Source organism: Empedobacter sp. UBA7248, assembly GCF_002472945.1.
Lineage (GTDB): Bacteria > Bacteroidota > Bacteroidia > Flavobacteriales > Weeksellaceae > Empedobacter > Empedobacter falsenii_C.
Genome location: NZ_DKSU01000008.1, coordinates 58016 through 73112, shown reverse-complemented (window position 1 = coordinate 73112; position 15097 = coordinate 58016). Strand labels below are relative to the sequence as shown.

Below are 15097 nucleotides of genomic sequence, written 5' to 3'. Positions count from 1 at the left end.
AAAAAGTATGTTTAAAAAAGTATTAATTGCAGAAGATTTTGAGAGTTTTAATATTTCGGTTCAGAAAGTTTTAAAAGATTTACAAGTTGAAAATCCTGATTATGCTTTTTATTGTGATGATGCATTTTTGAAAGTTAAAAAAGCATTACACGACGATCAACCTTATGATTTATTGATTTCTGATTTGTCTTTTGAAGAAGATCATCGCGAGCAAAACTTGAAAGGTGGACGAGATTTAATTGAAGCTGTAAAAGCAATTCAGCCAAATTTGAAAGTGATTGTCTTTTCGGTAGAAAAGAAAGCGGATATGGTAGATAATCTTTTCAAAGAATACCATATAGATGGGTTTGTGGCGAAAGGAAGAGAGGATTCGAAAGAGTTGAAAAAAGCGATACAAACTGTTTTTGCGGGCGGAATGCATTTGGAATTGGATATGAAACGTAGTATAAAACAAAAAAATACGTATGAAATTACTTCATATGATGTCACATTGGTTTCTTTGCTTTCGAATGGAATTTTGTTAAAAGATATTCCAAATCACTTAAAACAAAATAATATCAAGCCAGCTAGTCAAAGCAGTGTAGAAAAGAGATTGGGCTCATTAAAAGAATCACTACAAATTTCAAGTAATCATCAATTGGTTGCATTTTTTAAAGATTTGGGAAGTATTTAACCCAAATCTTTACACCATTTATCTACAAAAATCTGTTGCAATTGCTCAATTTCTTTTTCGTAAATCGTATTCTTTCGGGAACCAAAATAGAGTATATTTTCCAAGGATTTTTCACCTTGCCAAACCAATTTTATTTTACCAGAATTTAGTGCTTCTTGACATAAAAAGTCAGGAACAATAGAAAAGCCATTTCCATCACTCAAACAACGAATAATAGAACTGATATTTGGAACGATATAATTAGGTTTGAAATCTGGATGTTCTTTAAAATTTTCCATCCAAAAATGTTTCAAATGCTCCATATCGGCGGCTGTGCTGTACCAAAGATTATTTTTTAAGTTATTTTTTAAAGCTTCATAATCTTTATTGTTTAAACTTTCTTCAATTGAAGTTAAATCTGTATTGTTTCCTGCGATCAAAATTATTCTTTCTTTCGAAAAAGGATGATAACAAAGATTTTTGTGGGTACTTTTTTGAGGTGTGATAACCAAATCTAATAAACCATTATCCAAATCTTGATGCATCAATTTATAATCTCCAAATTTGATGATTAGGTTAAAATCTAAATCAGAAACATGCTCTTCTAATGTATATTGAAAAGTTTCAAAACACATTCCGATGCTGATTGTTGCACGATCTTTATCAGCTCGTTTATGAAAATGTTGCTCCGCAGCTTCTAATTTTTGAATCGGTTCTAAAATAAAATTATACAAAATTTTTCCTTTTTCAGTCGGTACCATTTTTCGCGCCGAACGATCAAATAATTTGTAACCCGTATAGGCTTCCAACGAATTGAGATGTAAGCTAACACCAGGTTGTGAAATAAATAATTGTTGCGCAGCAGCAGATAAAGTTCCCGTTTCGTAAATTGCTTTAAACGTTCTGAACCATTCAAAATTTGATTGCATAATTCTATATTTTAATTTTCATCATAAGGTAAATCCTCAGGATTTACATCAATATAATCGGGTTTTGGTAAGGTCGAAAGTCGATACGCTTTTATCGTTTTCAACTCCAATAAATTTGCTTTTACAACGCGATGCATTCCGTCCATCAATTTTCCATCAGGACAAATAATTATTGGATAATTTAAGTCTGAATCATTAACCAATTTTATATGTTGTGTGATAGAACGGCATGTCGGAGAATCTCCTTCTTCATTATACCAATAAATTTCTTCAAACTCATTTATTTTAGTCAAATCAATATTTTCGATTTCTAATTCTTTTGTTAGAGAAATTAGATTGTCTACATCCCACGCGTATAATTTGTTATCAATTGTTCTAAAATGATATTGTTTTCTCATTCTATAATAATTATGATACAAATATATAATTTAAGTTATTTTAATAATAGAAAAACTTGTCGGAATTTTGTCTTAATCAAAAAAGAAAATACAATGAAAAATGTTTTTATCATAAACGGCGGTCTTAAATATGCACATTCAGGCGGAAAGCTAAATCATTCTATTACAAATTGGTCAAAAGAAGTTTTAAAAGATTTAGGATTAAATATTCGAATAACAGATATTAATGATGAATTTGACCCAAAAGAAGAAGTTGAGAATTTTAAATGGGCAGATTTGATTATTTATCATGTGCCAATTTGGTGGTTTCAAGTTCCTTTTCGATTAAAGTTTTACATAGATGATGTTTTTACAGCAGGACACAATAATGGAATGTACGCAAGTGATGGACGTTCACGAAAAAATCCTGCAATTAATTACGGAAAAGGTGGATTGATGCACGGAAAAAAATATATGGTAACAAGTACTTGGAATGCGCCAGAAGAAGCTTTTACGTTAGAAGGTGAATTTTTTGAGCAAAAATCTGTTGATGAAGGTGTTTTATTTGGATTTCATAAAATGAATGAATTTACAGGAATGACAAGATTGAATAGTTTCCACTTTCATGATATCGAGAAAAATGCAACGCCAGAGCGGATTGATGCTTATCAAAATGAATACAAATCATTTTTGAAAACTGAAATAGAGCAAGAGTTTGATGTGATTTAGAAAATTATAACTAAAACAAAACCCTCCTAAAATGGAGGGTTTTAAATTTTATTCTGCAAGAAGTTTTTTAATATCTTCTTTTAAAAATTCTATTTCAGGATGGTATTTTCCAGCTAGAGAAGGTTCTTTTCCTTCAGGATCTTTATAATTCAGTCCCGAATAAAACAACATTGGAACACCCATTTTATCATATCGACTTCTGATATTCCCCTGTTTATCAACCAACGCAAGTTTTCCGCTATGATTTAGACCTTCGGCAGTTGTTTCATCTTTTCCAACATAAATATTGAATTTGTCCGAAAGTTGCTCAATATTTTCTCGATCCGAAGTCAAATAATACCAATTCGGCGATTTTACACCAATTTGTTTTGAATATTCTAACAATCGTGCAGGAGTATCTCGTTTTGGATCAATCGTAACCGAAATAAAACCAAGGTTTGCATCATTTATTTCATCTTCTATCGAACGTAAATTATGGCTCATCACAGGACAAATCGTTGGACAACTTGTAAAGAAAAATTCTACAACGTACACTTTTCCTAACATATCACGATTTGTAATCGTTTGATTATTTTGATTCGTCATCGAAAATTCTGGAACTTTCATTACGGTGTAAAGTTCGTCTTTTGGCTTATTTTTCAACCAAAAAACAGTTCCAATAACGCCTAAAATAATAACAATAACGGCTATTAATTGTTTATTCATGAATATGTTTTTCTGGATTTTTTAGAAATTCTTCTTTGCACATTGTCGAACAAAAACCATACGTTTTTCCTTGGTAATTAGCTGTATCACTCAAATGTTCCGCAGTTTTCATTCCGCAAATTGGATCAACTTCGTTCACAACCGCAACATCCAATTTAGTTGCTGCTTTCATTTCTTCGTGAGAAACATGTTTTACTTCAAAATTCTCTTGTTTTGGTTGCTCTTTGTTACAAGAAAATAATGCAAATCCTACTACTATTAAGGTGAATATATTTTTTAAGATATTCATTTTAAATTGTTTATTTATTTTTAATTAAATTAAAATTCGTCAATTCGAGTGATTTTTAGAAATATTACTTCGATAAACTAAGTACAAGTATTTCTAAAAATTGTATCGAGAATTAAGATGAATTTTATTCGAATTGACGGTTTTTTTCATCGAAATCTAGAAATAAAAACTAAACAATTGGCGGATGAAAAACTAAACAAATAATATAATCAGAATTAATATCTAGATAATAATCAGTTGATAATTTATTTTTTTGCGTAAAATATTTTTTTGGAGAAATAATTTGTTTTTTTGGAACGATTGCATCTAAAATTTTGACCGAATTTTTGACAAAATGATTTTCGGGTTGATTCTTTTCACTTTTCGAAATTTCCTCTTTCAAATAGCAAAAACCATTACAAAGTAATTCAGGTTTTTCTCGATTTTCACAAAGTTTATTTGCGATTTCTTCATAATTCAAAACATAGTCTATCATCGGCATTAAAGGACGAAATGCGATAGAAAATATGAGTGATATGAAAAATAGTATGCGCAAAAAACTAATTTATTGACAAATTTAACCAAATTGATTGAGGTTGAATATGATAAAATTTATGATTTTAAAAGAAAGATTTATCATAATCTTCACTTTTATGTTCTGTAAAATTTTTACCTTAAAAAAGATTTTACAATCTATAAATATTTATGAAAAAAAGTAAGATTTTAGATTTTACAACAACCGAAGAACTAATGCATTTTTTAGTTGAAAATCAAGAAGAAAATCCTCTCTATAAAAATGTGATAAAGAAGTTTGAATACGAAAATGAGTTACTAAAACTGCAATCAGAATTAGTAAATCTTCAAAATTGGATTTCGACAGAAAAGAAAAAAGTTGCAATTATTTTCGAAGGGCGAGATGCTTCAGGAAAAGGAGGAACAATTCGCCGTTTTCGCGAGCATCTTAATCCGCGTTCTATGCGTGTTGTTGCATTGAATAAACCTACAGAAGTCGAGCAAAATCAATGGTACTTCAATCGTTATATCAAAGAATTACCAAATGCTGGGGAAATTGTTTTTTTTGATAGAAGTTGGTACAACAGGGCGGTTGTAGAGCCAGTTATGGGGTTTTGTACAGAGCAACAATATGAGCAATTTATGGTGCAAGTTTCGGAATTTGAACATATGTTGTACGAATCAGGGACATATATTATCAAATTGTGGTTTTCTGTGACGAAAGAGGAGCAGCAAGCACGTTTTGATTCGAGGTTAAATAATCCGCTTAAAAAATGGAAATATAGTCCAGTTGATGCAAAAGGACAGGAACTTTGGGACGAATTTTCGCATTATATCAATCAAATGTTTACGCGGACACACAACTCTTTTTCGCCTTGGATTATTGTCAACGCAAATGATAAAAATGCGGCAAGATTAGAATCTATTCGTTATGTGCTTTCTTTGTTTAATTATAAAGGAAAAGAGGATGCTGAGGTAAATTTGATGGTGGATCCAAATGTGATTGAACGTTATTATCGAATGGTAAAAGAACTGAATCATTAATTTTAAATAGTAAGAAAATGGAGCTAAAACCGAAAGATTTAAAATTAATCGAAACAAAAAAAGGTCTTGTTGGACTTTTGCAATCTGATCATGGGAAATTGAATTTTGCGAAAGCCTTGCGTACTGTAAAATATGAAAATAGGATAGAGCAATTACAAGAAGAGTTGATAAAATTACAAACTTGGGTAGCCGAAAATAAACGGAAAGTAGTGATTGTTTTTGAAGGTCGAGATGCAGCTGGAAAAGGTGGTGCAATTCGTCGAATTGTAGAACATTTAAATCCTCGTGAGCATAGAATTATAGCACTTCCAAAACCTAACGAAGTAGAACGTGGACAATGGTATTTTCAACGTTATGTTCGTCAACTTCCTCGTGAAGGAGAAATAGTCTTTTTTGATCGTTCTTGGTATAATCGTGCTGTTGTAGAACCTGTTAATGGTTTTTGTTCTAATGAAGAATACGAAACGTTTATGAACGAAGTGAATGATGTCGAAAAAATGTGGATTAATTCAGGTATATATTTGATTAAAATTTATTTTTCGATTACAAAAGAACAACAAGCAAAACGTTTTGCAGATATTGTAAATTCACCAACCAAACGATGGAAGTATAGTTCTGTTGATCAAAAAGCGCAAGATTTATTTGATGTTTATTCCGCTTATAAAGATGTAATGTTTGAGAAAACAAATACAGATGTTGCTCCTTGGAAAATTATTGATGCCAACAAAAAGTACAAAGCTAGAGTAGAAGCGATGGAATATATTTTGTCTAAAATACCTTATGATGATAAAAATAAACGTATTTTGAAACATCAAAACTTAGAAGAAGAAAATTAATCATCAAATCTATAATTATGGCCGAATTTGATTTAAACGATTTAGAGAAAATAAATAATAAACAAGAAATCATTGATTTTTTGGTTAGACATGATATTATAAAAGAAAAGAAGTTCAAAGAACAACTTGCTTATGAGAAAGAACTGAAGGAACTTCAAGAAAAATTGTTAGAAATACAATCTAAAGTTATTCAGGAGAATAAACGTGTACTAATTATTTTCGAAGGTCGAGATGCGGCTGGAAAAGGAGGAACAATTTCTAGAATAACAGAATTTCTAAATCCCAAAAAATATCGTGTTGAAGCATTACCAAAGCCGACCGAAATAGAACAAGGACAATGGTATTTTCAACGATATTTTAAAGAATTACCAAATGCAGGCGAAATTGTATTCTTTGATCGTTCTTGGTATAATCGTGCTGTTGTAGAGCCAGTTTTTGGATTTTGTACGGAAGAGCAATATTCAAAATTTATGAAACAAGTTGTAGAAGTAGAACAGCTTTTGCAAGATGATGGAATTATTCTGATTAAAATTTTTCTTTCAATTTCGAAGGAAGAACAAGTAGAACGATTACAAGAGCGAAAAGATGACGAAATGAAACAGTGGAAATTAGGAGCATTGGATCAAAAGGCACAAGAGTTATGGGATATTTATACCAATTACATTGATAAAATGTTTCAACAAACAGGAACAGAAAGTTCGTCTTGGCTAGAAATTGTGACAGATGATAAAAAAGCTGCTCGACTTTTAGCGATGAAATCAATCATTGCTAAATTAGAAAATAAAACTTTTGAAAATGAATTAGTGAAAATTCATTCATAAAAGAAAGAGAATCATTTGTATAATCAAGATTTTTGATTAATTTTGCACCCACATTGTTCAACCTCTGACGAAAGACGTTTAAGTTGCTCAATTCAAATAAATTGAAATTATAATAATGGAAAATTTAGTAAAATACGTACAAGAGAAATACGTAGCTAAAAAAGAGTTCCCAGCTTTCGCAGCAGGTGATACTATTACAGTTTATCAAGAAATTACAGAGGGTGGAAAAACTCGTGTTCAGTTCTTTAAAGGGGTTGTTATCCAAAGAAGAGGACAAGGAACTACAGAAACTTTCACAATCCGTAAAATGTCTGGAGATGTTGGTGTAGAGCGTATCTTCCCAGTTAACATGCCAGCGTTACAAAAAATTGAAGTAAACAAAAAAGGTAAAGTTCGTAGAGCTCGTATCTTCTACTTCAGAGCATTACGTGGTAAAAAAGCTCGTATCAAAGACGCTGCTTACTAAAAACTGCTTTTTTAGGAAAAATATAAAATCCGTTCGACTATCGAACGGATTTTTTTTGGCTGATTTTGAAAGTTTAATACAAAATATTAAATTTTACTATTTCTTAACATTCTATTAAGAGTTGAAAAAATAGTTTAATATTTTATTGAAACAAGTAATCCCTAAAAATATTCTATATATTCTTTTATTACTTGGTTTATTTTTGTATTTGAATTATAAGGTAATTCTTAAGTGTTTTTTTTAATACTTTTATTGTTAACAATTTTAACACAAGAGATGAGAAAAAAACAATTTAGAATTTTTAGTCTTCTTTTTGTTCTTGGATCATTTGCTTATGCTCAAACTACAGGTCATGTAAAAGATTCTGACGGTTTTCCAGAAGCAGATGTAGAGGTAAAAATAAAAGGAACTGACAAAGCAGCTTTCACAGATGAAAATGGTGATTTCAATATTGATGCCAGAATTGGTGATATTTTAATTATCAAAGGCAAGGAAATTACAGTTACTTCTGAAAATTTAGGAGATTTATCCACTCAATTAAATCCTAAAAGTGAGAATATAGATTTAGGAACAGCTGTTGTAACAGGATATTCTACTCAACGTAAAGAAGAAGTAACCGCTGCAGTTTCTGTTGTAAATGCTAAAGACTTAATGGATGCTAAATCTCCGAACATTACCAATTTATTACAAGGTAAAGTTGCAGGTCTTAGAATTACAAGTAGCTCTGGTCAGCCAGGTTCAACAGCTTCTTTGAGATTAAGAGGAAAAACAAGTATTTCTTCTGGTACGGCTGCTTTATGGGTAGTTGACGGTGTAATTTATCATGATACACCAAATATTAATCCAAATGATGTTGAAACAATTTCTGTATTGAAAGATGCAGCAGCAACGGCACAATATGGTTCTCGTGGAGCAAATGGAGTAATTGTAGTTACTACTAAAAGAGCTAGAGGTAATGGATTAGTTATTAACGCAGATTATTCTACAAGTTATAATCGTTTCAATCCAGGGAAGTTCGAAGTAATGAATGGAAGTGAATTGTATAATTTATTTCAGAACATGAAAGGAGCTCCAAAATTACCTGATGCTTTGGCGACAACTAATTATGATTGGGTAAAAAATGGAACAAAAACAGGGATAGTACAAGATGCTAACTTAAGTATAAACTCAAATTCTGAATCTACTAAATTATTTTCTTCTATTGGTTATTATAATGAAGAAGGAACTGTAAAAGGTTATGAATATGAAAGATTATCTGCGAGAATTAATCTTGATCAAAAATTATCAGATCGTTTAACATTCAAGCCAAAATTAAACGCAACATACACAACAAGAGATAACAGACAGCATGATTTGTATAGTATGTATATGAATATGCCTTGGGATAATCCATTTTTGCCGAATGGGAAACCTGTAAATCCACGTGTTGATGAAGAAAACAAGGTAATTGATAAATGGTATGGAAGAGATTATTCGAACTATTATTATGATTTACAAACAAATTATAGTAAAAGTGAGAATTTTGATATTCAAGCTAATATGGATTTTTCTTGGAAAATATCTAATTCATTAACGTTTGAATCTACTAATAATGTACAATATTATACTACAACATCAGTAGGGTATACTGATCCAAATTCTATATCTGGAATGGCTTCAAATCCAAAAGGTTCTATTTACCAAAGTTCAGATAAACGTGTCATAAGATTATTTAATCAAATGTTACGTTACAATAGAAAGTTTGGTTTACATAGTTTAGCAGGATATGTTGCCTATGAATATAGTGATTATGAATATCAAAGTATTGATGGAACAAGAAGAGGTATTTTACCAGGATCTGAAATTTTGAATAATGGAGCGTTAACCATTTCTGCAAATGGAACAAAAAATGATTATGCATATCAAGCTGGTTTAACTCAATTTAACTATGGTTATGATAATCGTTATAATTTTCAAGCTTCTTACCGTTTAGATGGGTCATCTCGTTTTGGGAAAAATAACAAGTATGCTCATTTTTATGCATTTAGTGCAGGTTGGAATATTAACAATGAAGCTTTCTTAAAAGATTCTAAAGTTATTTCTAATTTAAAGTTAAGAGCATCTTATGGAGTTGTAGGTAATGCTGGTGGAAATGATGGAAATTACTACAGACAATATTCATTATATGGTTTATCTGGACAATATGATGGAAACCCAGCTGTTACACAAGGTCAATATAATAACCCTAATGTATCTTGGGAAGAAACAAAGGATTCAAATATTGGTTTAGAAGTAGGATTATTCAATCGTATTAACATGACTTTAGATGTATACGATAAGAATACAGATAAATTATTACATTTTGTAACATTTCCTAATACATCTGGTTGGTCAGGATATTGGGATAACGTAGGGAAAGTAAATAATAAAGGTATTGAGTTTTCTATTAGTGCTGATATCTTACCAAGATCAAGCGAAGTACAATGGAATGTATCTTTCAATATAGCTAAGAACAAAAATGTTGTTAAAGATTTATACAATGATACAACAATCAATGCTGATGGGATTGCAGAGGGTAGTTTAAAACGTGTTGCCGAAGGATATGATATTGATACATGGTATATGCGTAAGTGGGCTGGAGTTGATCCATCAAATGGTAAACCGTTGTGGGAAAAAGTAGACGCAACGACAGGTGAAATTACTAAAGTTTCAAATTACAATCAGGCAACTTTACAATTTATAGGAAATACAACGCCAGATTTTAATGGAGGTTTTGCGTCTTCTGTATCTTACAAAGGATTTACATTAAGTGCAGATTTTGTGTACTCTAAAGGGGGATTAGCATATAATATTGGACGTAGTTTATTTGATTCTGACGGAGCATATCCTTATTATAACCAAATGAGAATGCAAAGTGGATGGAAACGTTGGACAGCAGCAGATCCAGAAAATGCAACTCATCCAGAGTTAATCTTTAATAATACTTCGAATTCTAATAAAATTTCAAGCCGTTATTTAGAAGATGCATCATTCTTAAGAATGAGATCAGTTCGTTTAGGATATAACTTTGATCAAAAAGATATCGAAAGAATAGGGTTAAAAGGTTTAGGACTTTACATTTCTGGAGATAATTTATGGACAGCAACTAAATATACAGGAGCTGATATTGAGGCTGTTATTTCAGGTGATAGAACAAACAACTATCCGAATCCAAAACGTTTTACGTTTGGTGTTAACTTAACATTTTAATTAAAAAGACATGAAAAAATCAATATATCTAATAGCGTCTTTAATTGCATTAAGCTTTACGTCATGTGATTTAGATTATGAACCTTACTCAAGTTTGTCTGATTCTAAATTAGACCAAATCGAAGGTTCGTCAGAGAACATTACAGCTGGTAACTATTCTTTATTAAAACCATGGGTAGAAAACTGGCATCGTATAACAGAATATCCATCAGATAATGTAGCCTTAAGTGGATCGACTACTGATGCCTTTATGAACAATTATAATTATAATCGTTTAGTAAATAATGGTCGTGTAAATACTTATTATTCTTATTCTTTTAAAATTATTGCAGGAACGAATGTAATCTTGTCAAAAATAAAAGAAGGAGTGAACAAGACAGATGATCAGATGATTGCTGAAAACTTGTATTTGAGAAGTATGGTATACTTTTATCTAACAAATGTTTTTGGACGTCCATATAATCAGGGAGCTACAACAAATTTAGCAGTCCCTTTAAAATTATCATCAGATCCTTTAGAGAACTTGCCTCGTAATACAGTTAAAGAGGTTTACGATCAAATTGTAAATGATCTTTTAAAAGCTGAAACATTATTTAATAATGAAAGTCGTAATAAGATTTATGCATCTAAACAATCTACTTATGCATTATTATCACGTGTTTATCTGTATATGGGAGAAAATGCTAAAGCAAAAGAGTATGCAGATAAAGTAATAGAAGGAGGAGAATTTTCTTTGATTACGACAGCTAACTACAAGAACTTCACAGCAAGTAAGCCAGAAGATAATCCTGAAAATATTTTTTCGATTAAATTTTTGAAAGATACAGACTATCCAGATGGAGGTTGGTATACAATTGGATCAATGTATGCAGATATTAATGGTTCTGGATGGGGAGAAATGTATGCATCTCGTTCATACTTAGAATTAGTTCGTAAATACCCAGAAGACGTACGTTATTCATTGATTACACCAGTTGTGTCTAATGAAAACGAATTACATGCATATTATGTAAAAGACGATTACAAATATGGAAGTGTAGTTGTAACTAAATCTGGAACTGATTATAATTACACTGAATCAGGAGCAACAAAAACATTAATTAAAAAATCGAATGGAGCAGGTTCTTTCCAATATTCTATTAATATAGAAGGTAAAGAGAGAACTGTTTTAGTAGATAAAAAATTAGCTGATCGTAATGGGTATTTGAAATATTATATTCTTAAATGTTCTGGACAAGAAGGGCAAGCCCATTTATGGTCTCCAGTTATTTCTCGTTTAAGTGAAATATATTTAATCCGAGCTGAAGCAAATGCAAAATTAGGTAATACAACTGCTGCATTGGCAGATGTGAACATAATTAGATCAAGAGCTGGTATTCCTGCTGCTGGTTTATGGACAGCAAGTAACTTAGGTTCTTTGTCTGTTTTAGATGTTGTAATGCAAGAGCGTCAATTAGAATTAGCATGGGAAGGTCATCGTAAATTTGATGTATATAGAAATGGATTGACAATGGATAGACGTTACCCTGGTACACATTTATCAGGAAGTAATCCATTATATACTATTCCTGCTACAGCAAATGAAGTGATTGAATATATTCCTGAACAACAAATTATTGTTTCTAAAGGAGTTTTAGTTCAAAATCCTTAATAGGTAAAACATTTATAAAACAAAAAAATCCGTTCGATAATTCGAACGGATTTTTTTATATTTTGGTTACAGACTTTCTATTTTTATTGTTTTCAGCAATTCGGGTAAAGCGGTATTCGTAAATTCTTCTTGCGCTTCTATTAACAAAGGCTTATAATCGTGATAGCGATTAGAAAAATGACCTAAAATTAATTTCTTTACATTGGCTTGTTTCGCAATCATTCCAGCTTCTTTTGCAGTTGTATGTCCTGTATAAACGGCTAAATCTTTCAATTCATGCAAAAATGTTGATTCGTGATACAACAAATCGACATCTTTTATAATTGGAACAATATCTGGTTTATATTTTGTGTCCGAACAAAACGCGTAACTCAAGGACTTTTGAGCATCAAATGTTAAATAATCATTCGGAATTATTTTTCCAGATTCTAACGTAAAATCTTTTCCATTTTTCAAATTTTGATAATCGCAGATTTCAATTTCTGGAAATTCCTCGATCGTATCCATATTCAATTTTCGAGGTTTTGGCTTTTCTCGAAAAAGATAACCATTTGTATAAACTCGGTGATTTAATGGAATAGAATAAACTTCTACTTTATCATCTTCAAAAACTAGAACAGATTCTTTTGTATGCAATTCATTGAAAATAATCTCGAATGAATTATTAGATTCTGTTAAACGTAATTGTGTCGTAATAAATTCCTCAATTCCTTTTGGACCATGGATATGCAAAGGCATATCGCGACCAAGTAATTGAAGTGTGGAAATTAATCCAATCAATCCAAAAACATGATCACCGTGCAAATGTGATATAAAAATGTGATTTATTCGGTTGAATTTTGCCTTCGCTTTTCGCAATTGTACTTGTGTTCCTTCTCCACAATCAATCAAAAAGTATCGTTCTGCGATATTTAATAATTGAGCAGTTGGGTGCGTAAAAGCTGTTGGTAATGCCGAATTAAATCCTAATATTGTTAGTTGTAAACTCAATTTACGTTTAGATTAGTTAAAAAATCGTTTAATTTTTCGACAGCTTTTCCTCGGTGGCTAATTGCATTTTTTTCTTCAGGAGACATTTGTGCAAAAGATTTTGAAAAACCATCAGGAATAAAAATCGGATCGTAGCCAAAACCATTGTCACCCATAATTTCAGTTGCAATAGTTCCGTTTACTCGACCTTCGAAAAAATATTCCTTTCCATCCAAAATTAAACAGAAAATAGAAATAAAATACGCTTTTCGATTCGTTTTTCCTTCCAATTCTTTCAACGCTTTTGCAATATTATCTTCATCTTTTCCTGTACCAGCATATCGAGCAGAATATACACCAGGCGCGCCATCTAACGCTTCTATCACTAATCCAGAATCATCTGCAAAGATATTTTTTCCAGTTTTATCGAAAATAGTTTTCGCTTTCAGTTGTGCATTTTCTTCGAAAGTTGTTCCAGTTTCTTCAATCTCATCAAAGAAATTAATATCAGTCAACGATTTCATCGATAGGTAAGAAGGCAACATTTTTGTAACTTCTTTTACTTTATTGTTGTTATGTGTGGCAAAAATTAATTCCATTTATATTGTTTTTTGTTCTGTTTTTTTGATTAATAAATAGACAGATAAAATTCCGATAAGTGTCATTCCTCCAATTAATAAATAATCTCTTTGCGCAAAAACTTCGCCTTCCATATCGCCCTGCATCAGCATTAACGAGTATGATAGTGTATTGTTTAAGAAATGTAATAACATAGGCAAAAACAACGATTTAGTACGATAATAAACTATTCCAAAAATGATTCCTAAAAGTCCAGCGCCTATAAATTGCCAAGGATTCATGTGTGCACATCCAAAAATAAATCCATTGATTAAGATTGCAGTGGTTGGATTTATATTGAAATTTAGCATTCCTTTCAAGATTATTCCTCTAAAAATAATTTCTTCGAAAATTGGAGCCAAAATACAAATCATAACAAACCCTGCGATTTTGTAATCTAACATCATTTCAAAAGAAGCTTGAAAGATTTTATAGATTTCTTCTAAAGGTCCAGTTGTTGGAATTAAACTTGTTGCAACCTCGGCTAAAGGCAAAAGAAATAACCAACAAGCTATTGATAATATGAGCTGAATTGGAGTAAAAGAATGTTTGATATCTTTTAAAATTGATGCAAATTTAGTTTGTGTCAACATCAATAAAATAACAATTGCGCAAACCGTTCCTGTTAAAAATCCTAACGGTAAAAGTAAGTGATTAAGTGGTTTGTAAAAAAGTGCTGGAGCAGAAACAATTCCGCCAGCAAATTGCATCATAATCACTGCAATCGCGCTATACAAAAGTGCTTTTCCAATGCCAAAACTTAGTTTATTTTCTTGCTTTGGAACAAATTCTTGAAACGGAGAGGTGTTATTCATGATGATAAGGTTTACCCTGCAATATACTAAATCCTCGGTAAATTTGCTCTGTTAAAAATAAGCGAACCATTTGATGCGTAAATGTCATATTGGATAAAGACATTTTTTTATTTCCTCGATTATAAACAGATTCGTCAAAACCATAAGGGCCACCAATCACAAAGACAAGATTTTTGACAGATTGATTCATGTAATTCTGAATATCATCTGCAAATTGCTTCGAAGTAGGCTGTTTCCCTTTTTCATCCAAAATGATCACAAAATCTGTATTGACGATTTTACTCAAAATTTGCTCAGCTTCTTTTTGTTTTTGTTGAATTTCGGACAAATTTTTACGATTTTTGATGTCAGGAATTTCAATTCTTTGATAATTAATGTGCGAAGGCAATCGATTTTCATACTTTTGTAATAGCATTTCGATGGCTTTTTCGTCTGTTTTACCGATACAAATGGTCGTAATATTCATTCAAAATTAT

17 protein-coding genes are annotated in these 15097 nt (G+C 31.2%); 8 read left to right on the top strand and 9 right to left on the bottom strand.

Translation table 11 applies throughout. The annotated features are described in order from the left end of the window. Positions 1–7 precede the first annotated feature (7 nt). Positions 8–673: a response regulator gene (locus B4A23_RS07360; protein ID WP_291118523.1), complete on the top strand. Its 666-nt coding sequence runs from the start codon at positions 8–10 to the stop codon at positions 671–673. Here the strand turns inward: B4A23_RS07360 and B4A23_RS07355 are convergent. Together B4A23_RS07355 and B4A23_RS07350 are read right to left on the bottom strand one after the other, a co-directional pair. Next, positions 670–1581, bottom strand: coding sequence for a LysR family transcriptional regulator (locus B4A23_RS07355; protein WP_291118521.1), 912 nt, complete (start codon positions 1579–1581; stop codon positions 670–672). The two genes, B4A23_RS07360 and B4A23_RS07355, sit on opposite strands and share 4 nt — an antisense overlap. A gap of 11 nt (positions 1582–1592) precedes the next feature. Then, complete coding sequence (locus tag B4A23_RS07350; protein WP_291118518.1) at positions 1593–1979, bottom strand: hypothetical protein; 387 nt, start codon at positions 1977–1979, stop codon at positions 1593–1595. Positions 1980–2072: 93 nt separating this feature from the next. Here B4A23_RS07350 and B4A23_RS07345 point away from each other — a divergent pair, with 93 nt between their 5' ends. Further along, entirely contained in the window at positions 2073–2687 is a 615-nt protein-coding gene (locus B4A23_RS07345; protein WP_291118515.1) for an NAD(P)H-dependent oxidoreductase, read from the top strand. A gap of 48 nt (positions 2688–2735) precedes the next feature. Here the strand turns inward: B4A23_RS07345 and B4A23_RS07340 are convergent, their stop codons facing one another. The 3 genes from B4A23_RS07340 to B4A23_RS07330 form a co-directional block, all read right to left on the bottom strand. Next, positions 2736–3392, bottom strand: coding sequence for an SCO family protein (locus B4A23_RS07340; protein ID WP_291118512.1), 657 nt, complete (start codon positions 3390–3392; stop codon positions 2736–2738). Beyond that, positions 3385–3681, bottom strand: coding sequence for a YHS domain-containing protein (locus tag B4A23_RS07335; RefSeq protein ID WP_291118509.1), 297 nt, complete (start codon positions 3679–3681; stop codon positions 3385–3387). The genes B4A23_RS07340 and B4A23_RS07335 overlap by 8 nt, the downstream gene beginning before the upstream one ends. A gap of 169 nt (positions 3682–3850) precedes the next feature. Then, positions 3851–4156, bottom strand: a complete 306-nt coding sequence (locus B4A23_RS07330; RefSeq protein ID WP_291118506.1) for a hypothetical protein — start codon at positions 4154–4156, stop codon at positions 3851–3853. 254 nt (positions 4157–4410) lie between these two features. Here B4A23_RS07330 and ppk2 (B4A23_RS07325) point away from each other — a divergent pair, with 254 nt between their 5' ends. The 6 genes from ppk2 (B4A23_RS07325) (at position 4411) to B4A23_RS07300 (ending at position 12219) form a co-directional block, all read left to right on the top strand. Then, on the top strand, positions 4411–5217 hold the full coding sequence (ppk2, locus tag B4A23_RS07325) for a polyphosphate kinase 2 (protein WP_414647075.1): 807 nt from the start codon (positions 4411–4413) through the stop codon (positions 5215–5217). A gap of 17 nt (positions 5218–5234) precedes the next feature. Beyond that, positions 5235–6053: a polyphosphate kinase 2 gene (gene ppk2 / locus B4A23_RS07320; protein WP_291118503.1), complete on the top strand. Its 819-nt coding sequence runs from the start codon at positions 5235–5237 to the stop codon at positions 6051–6053. Between the two features lie 17 nt (positions 6054–6070). Then, on the top strand, positions 6071–6874 hold the full coding sequence (gene ppk2 / locus B4A23_RS07315) for a polyphosphate kinase 2 (RefSeq protein WP_291118500.1): 804 nt from the start codon (positions 6071–6073) through the stop codon (positions 6872–6874). A gap of 115 nt (positions 6875–6989) precedes the next feature. Further along, positions 6990–7340, top strand: a complete 351-nt coding sequence (gene rplS / locus B4A23_RS07310) for a 50S ribosomal protein L19 (protein WP_019975296.1) — start codon at positions 6990–6992, stop codon at positions 7338–7340. Positions 7341–7616: 276 nt separating this feature from the next. Further along, a complete protein-coding gene (locus B4A23_RS07305) occupies positions 7617–10568 on the top strand; it encodes a SusC/RagA family TonB-linked outer membrane protein (protein ID WP_291118497.1) in 2952 nt (983 codons plus the stop codon). Positions 10569–10578: 10 nt separating this feature from the next. After that, a complete protein-coding gene (locus B4A23_RS07300; RefSeq protein WP_286484693.1) occupies positions 10579–12219 on the top strand; it encodes a RagB/SusD family nutrient uptake outer membrane protein in 1641 nt (546 codons plus the stop codon). Positions 12220–12285: 66 nt separating this feature from the next. Here the strand turns inward: B4A23_RS07300 and B4A23_RS07295 are convergent, their stop codons facing one another. From B4A23_RS07295 to rlmH, 4 genes are read right to left on the bottom strand one after another with little or no spacing between them, the layout of a single operon-like run. Then, positions 12286–13209, bottom strand: a complete 924-nt coding sequence (locus B4A23_RS07295; RefSeq protein WP_286484692.1) for a ribonuclease Z — start codon at positions 13207–13209, stop codon at positions 12286–12288. Further along, positions 13206–13787, bottom strand: coding sequence for an RdgB/HAM1 family non-canonical purine NTP pyrophosphatase (gene rdgB, locus B4A23_RS07290; protein WP_125348823.1), 582 nt, complete (start codon positions 13785–13787; stop codon positions 13206–13208). Before rdgB ends, B4A23_RS07295 begins: the two co-directional genes overlap by 4 nt. Further along, positions 13788–14621 (bottom strand): CPBP family intramembrane glutamic endopeptidase, encoded by an 834-nt coding sequence (locus B4A23_RS07285; protein ID WP_291118492.1) that lies wholly within the window; start codon positions 14619–14621, stop codon positions 13788–13790. Next, a complete protein-coding gene (gene rlmH / locus B4A23_RS07280; protein ID WP_038334530.1) occupies positions 14614–15087 on the bottom strand; it encodes a 23S rRNA (pseudouridine(1915)-N(3))-methyltransferase RlmH in 474 nt (157 codons plus the stop codon). The genes B4A23_RS07285 and rlmH overlap by 8 nt, the downstream gene beginning before the upstream one ends. Positions 15088–15097: the final 10 nt, after the last annotated feature.

What these genes read in the sequence shown, in the direction of transcription:
- B4A23_RS07360 (WP_291118523.1), top strand. Translation starts at nt 8, where the DNA reads ATGTTTAAAAAAGTATTAATTGCAGAAGATTTTGAGAGTTTTAATATT.
- B4A23_RS07355 (WP_291118521.1), bottom strand. Translation starts at nt 1,581, where the DNA reads ATGCAATCAAATTTTGAATGGTTCAGAACGTTTAAAGCAATTTACGAA.
- B4A23_RS07350 (WP_291118518.1), bottom strand. Translation starts at nt 1,979, where the DNA reads ATGAGAAAACAATATCATTTTAGAACAATTGATAACAAATTATACGCG.
- B4A23_RS07345 (WP_291118515.1), top strand. Translation starts at nt 2,073, where the DNA reads ATGAAAAATGTTTTTATCATAAACGGCGGTCTTAAATATGCACATTCA.
- B4A23_RS07340 (WP_291118512.1), bottom strand. Translation starts at nt 3,392, where the DNA reads ATGAATAAACAATTAATAGCCGTTATTGTTATTATTTTAGGCGTTATT.
- B4A23_RS07335 (WP_291118509.1), bottom strand. Translation starts at nt 3,681, where the DNA reads ATGAATATCTTAAAAAATATATTCACCTTAATAGTAGTAGGATTTGCA.
- B4A23_RS07330 (WP_291118506.1), bottom strand. Translation starts at nt 4,156, where the DNA reads ATGATAGACTATGTTTTGAATTATGAAGAAATCGCAAATAAACTTTGT.
- ppk2 (WP_414647075.1), top strand. Translation starts at nt 4,411, where the DNA reads ATGCATTTTTTAGTTGAAAATCAAGAAGAAAATCCTCTCTATAAAAAT.
- ppk2 (WP_291118503.1), top strand. Translation starts at nt 5,235, where the DNA reads ATGGAGCTAAAACCGAAAGATTTAAAATTAATCGAAACAAAAAAAGGT.
- ppk2 (WP_291118500.1), top strand. Translation starts at nt 6,071, where the DNA reads ATGGCCGAATTTGATTTAAACGATTTAGAGAAAATAAATAATAAACAA.
- rplS (WP_019975296.1), top strand. Translation starts at nt 6,990, where the DNA reads ATGGAAAATTTAGTAAAATACGTACAAGAGAAATACGTAGCTAAAAAA.
- B4A23_RS07305 (WP_291118497.1), top strand. Translation starts at nt 7,617, where the DNA reads ATGAGAAAAAAACAATTTAGAATTTTTAGTCTTCTTTTTGTTCTTGGA.
- B4A23_RS07300 (WP_286484693.1), top strand. Translation starts at nt 10,579, where the DNA reads ATGAAAAAATCAATATATCTAATAGCGTCTTTAATTGCATTAAGCTTT.
- rdgB (WP_125348823.1), bottom strand. Translation starts at nt 13,787, where the DNA reads ATGGAATTAATTTTTGCCACACATAACAACAATAAAGTAAAAGAAGTT.
- B4A23_RS07285 (WP_291118492.1), bottom strand. Translation starts at nt 14,621, where the DNA reads ATGAATAACACCTCTCCGTTTCAAGAATTTGTTCCAAAGCAAGAAAAT.
- rlmH (WP_038334530.1), bottom strand. Translation starts at nt 15,087, where the DNA reads ATGAATATTACGACCATTTGTATCGGTAAAACAGACGAAAAAGCCATC.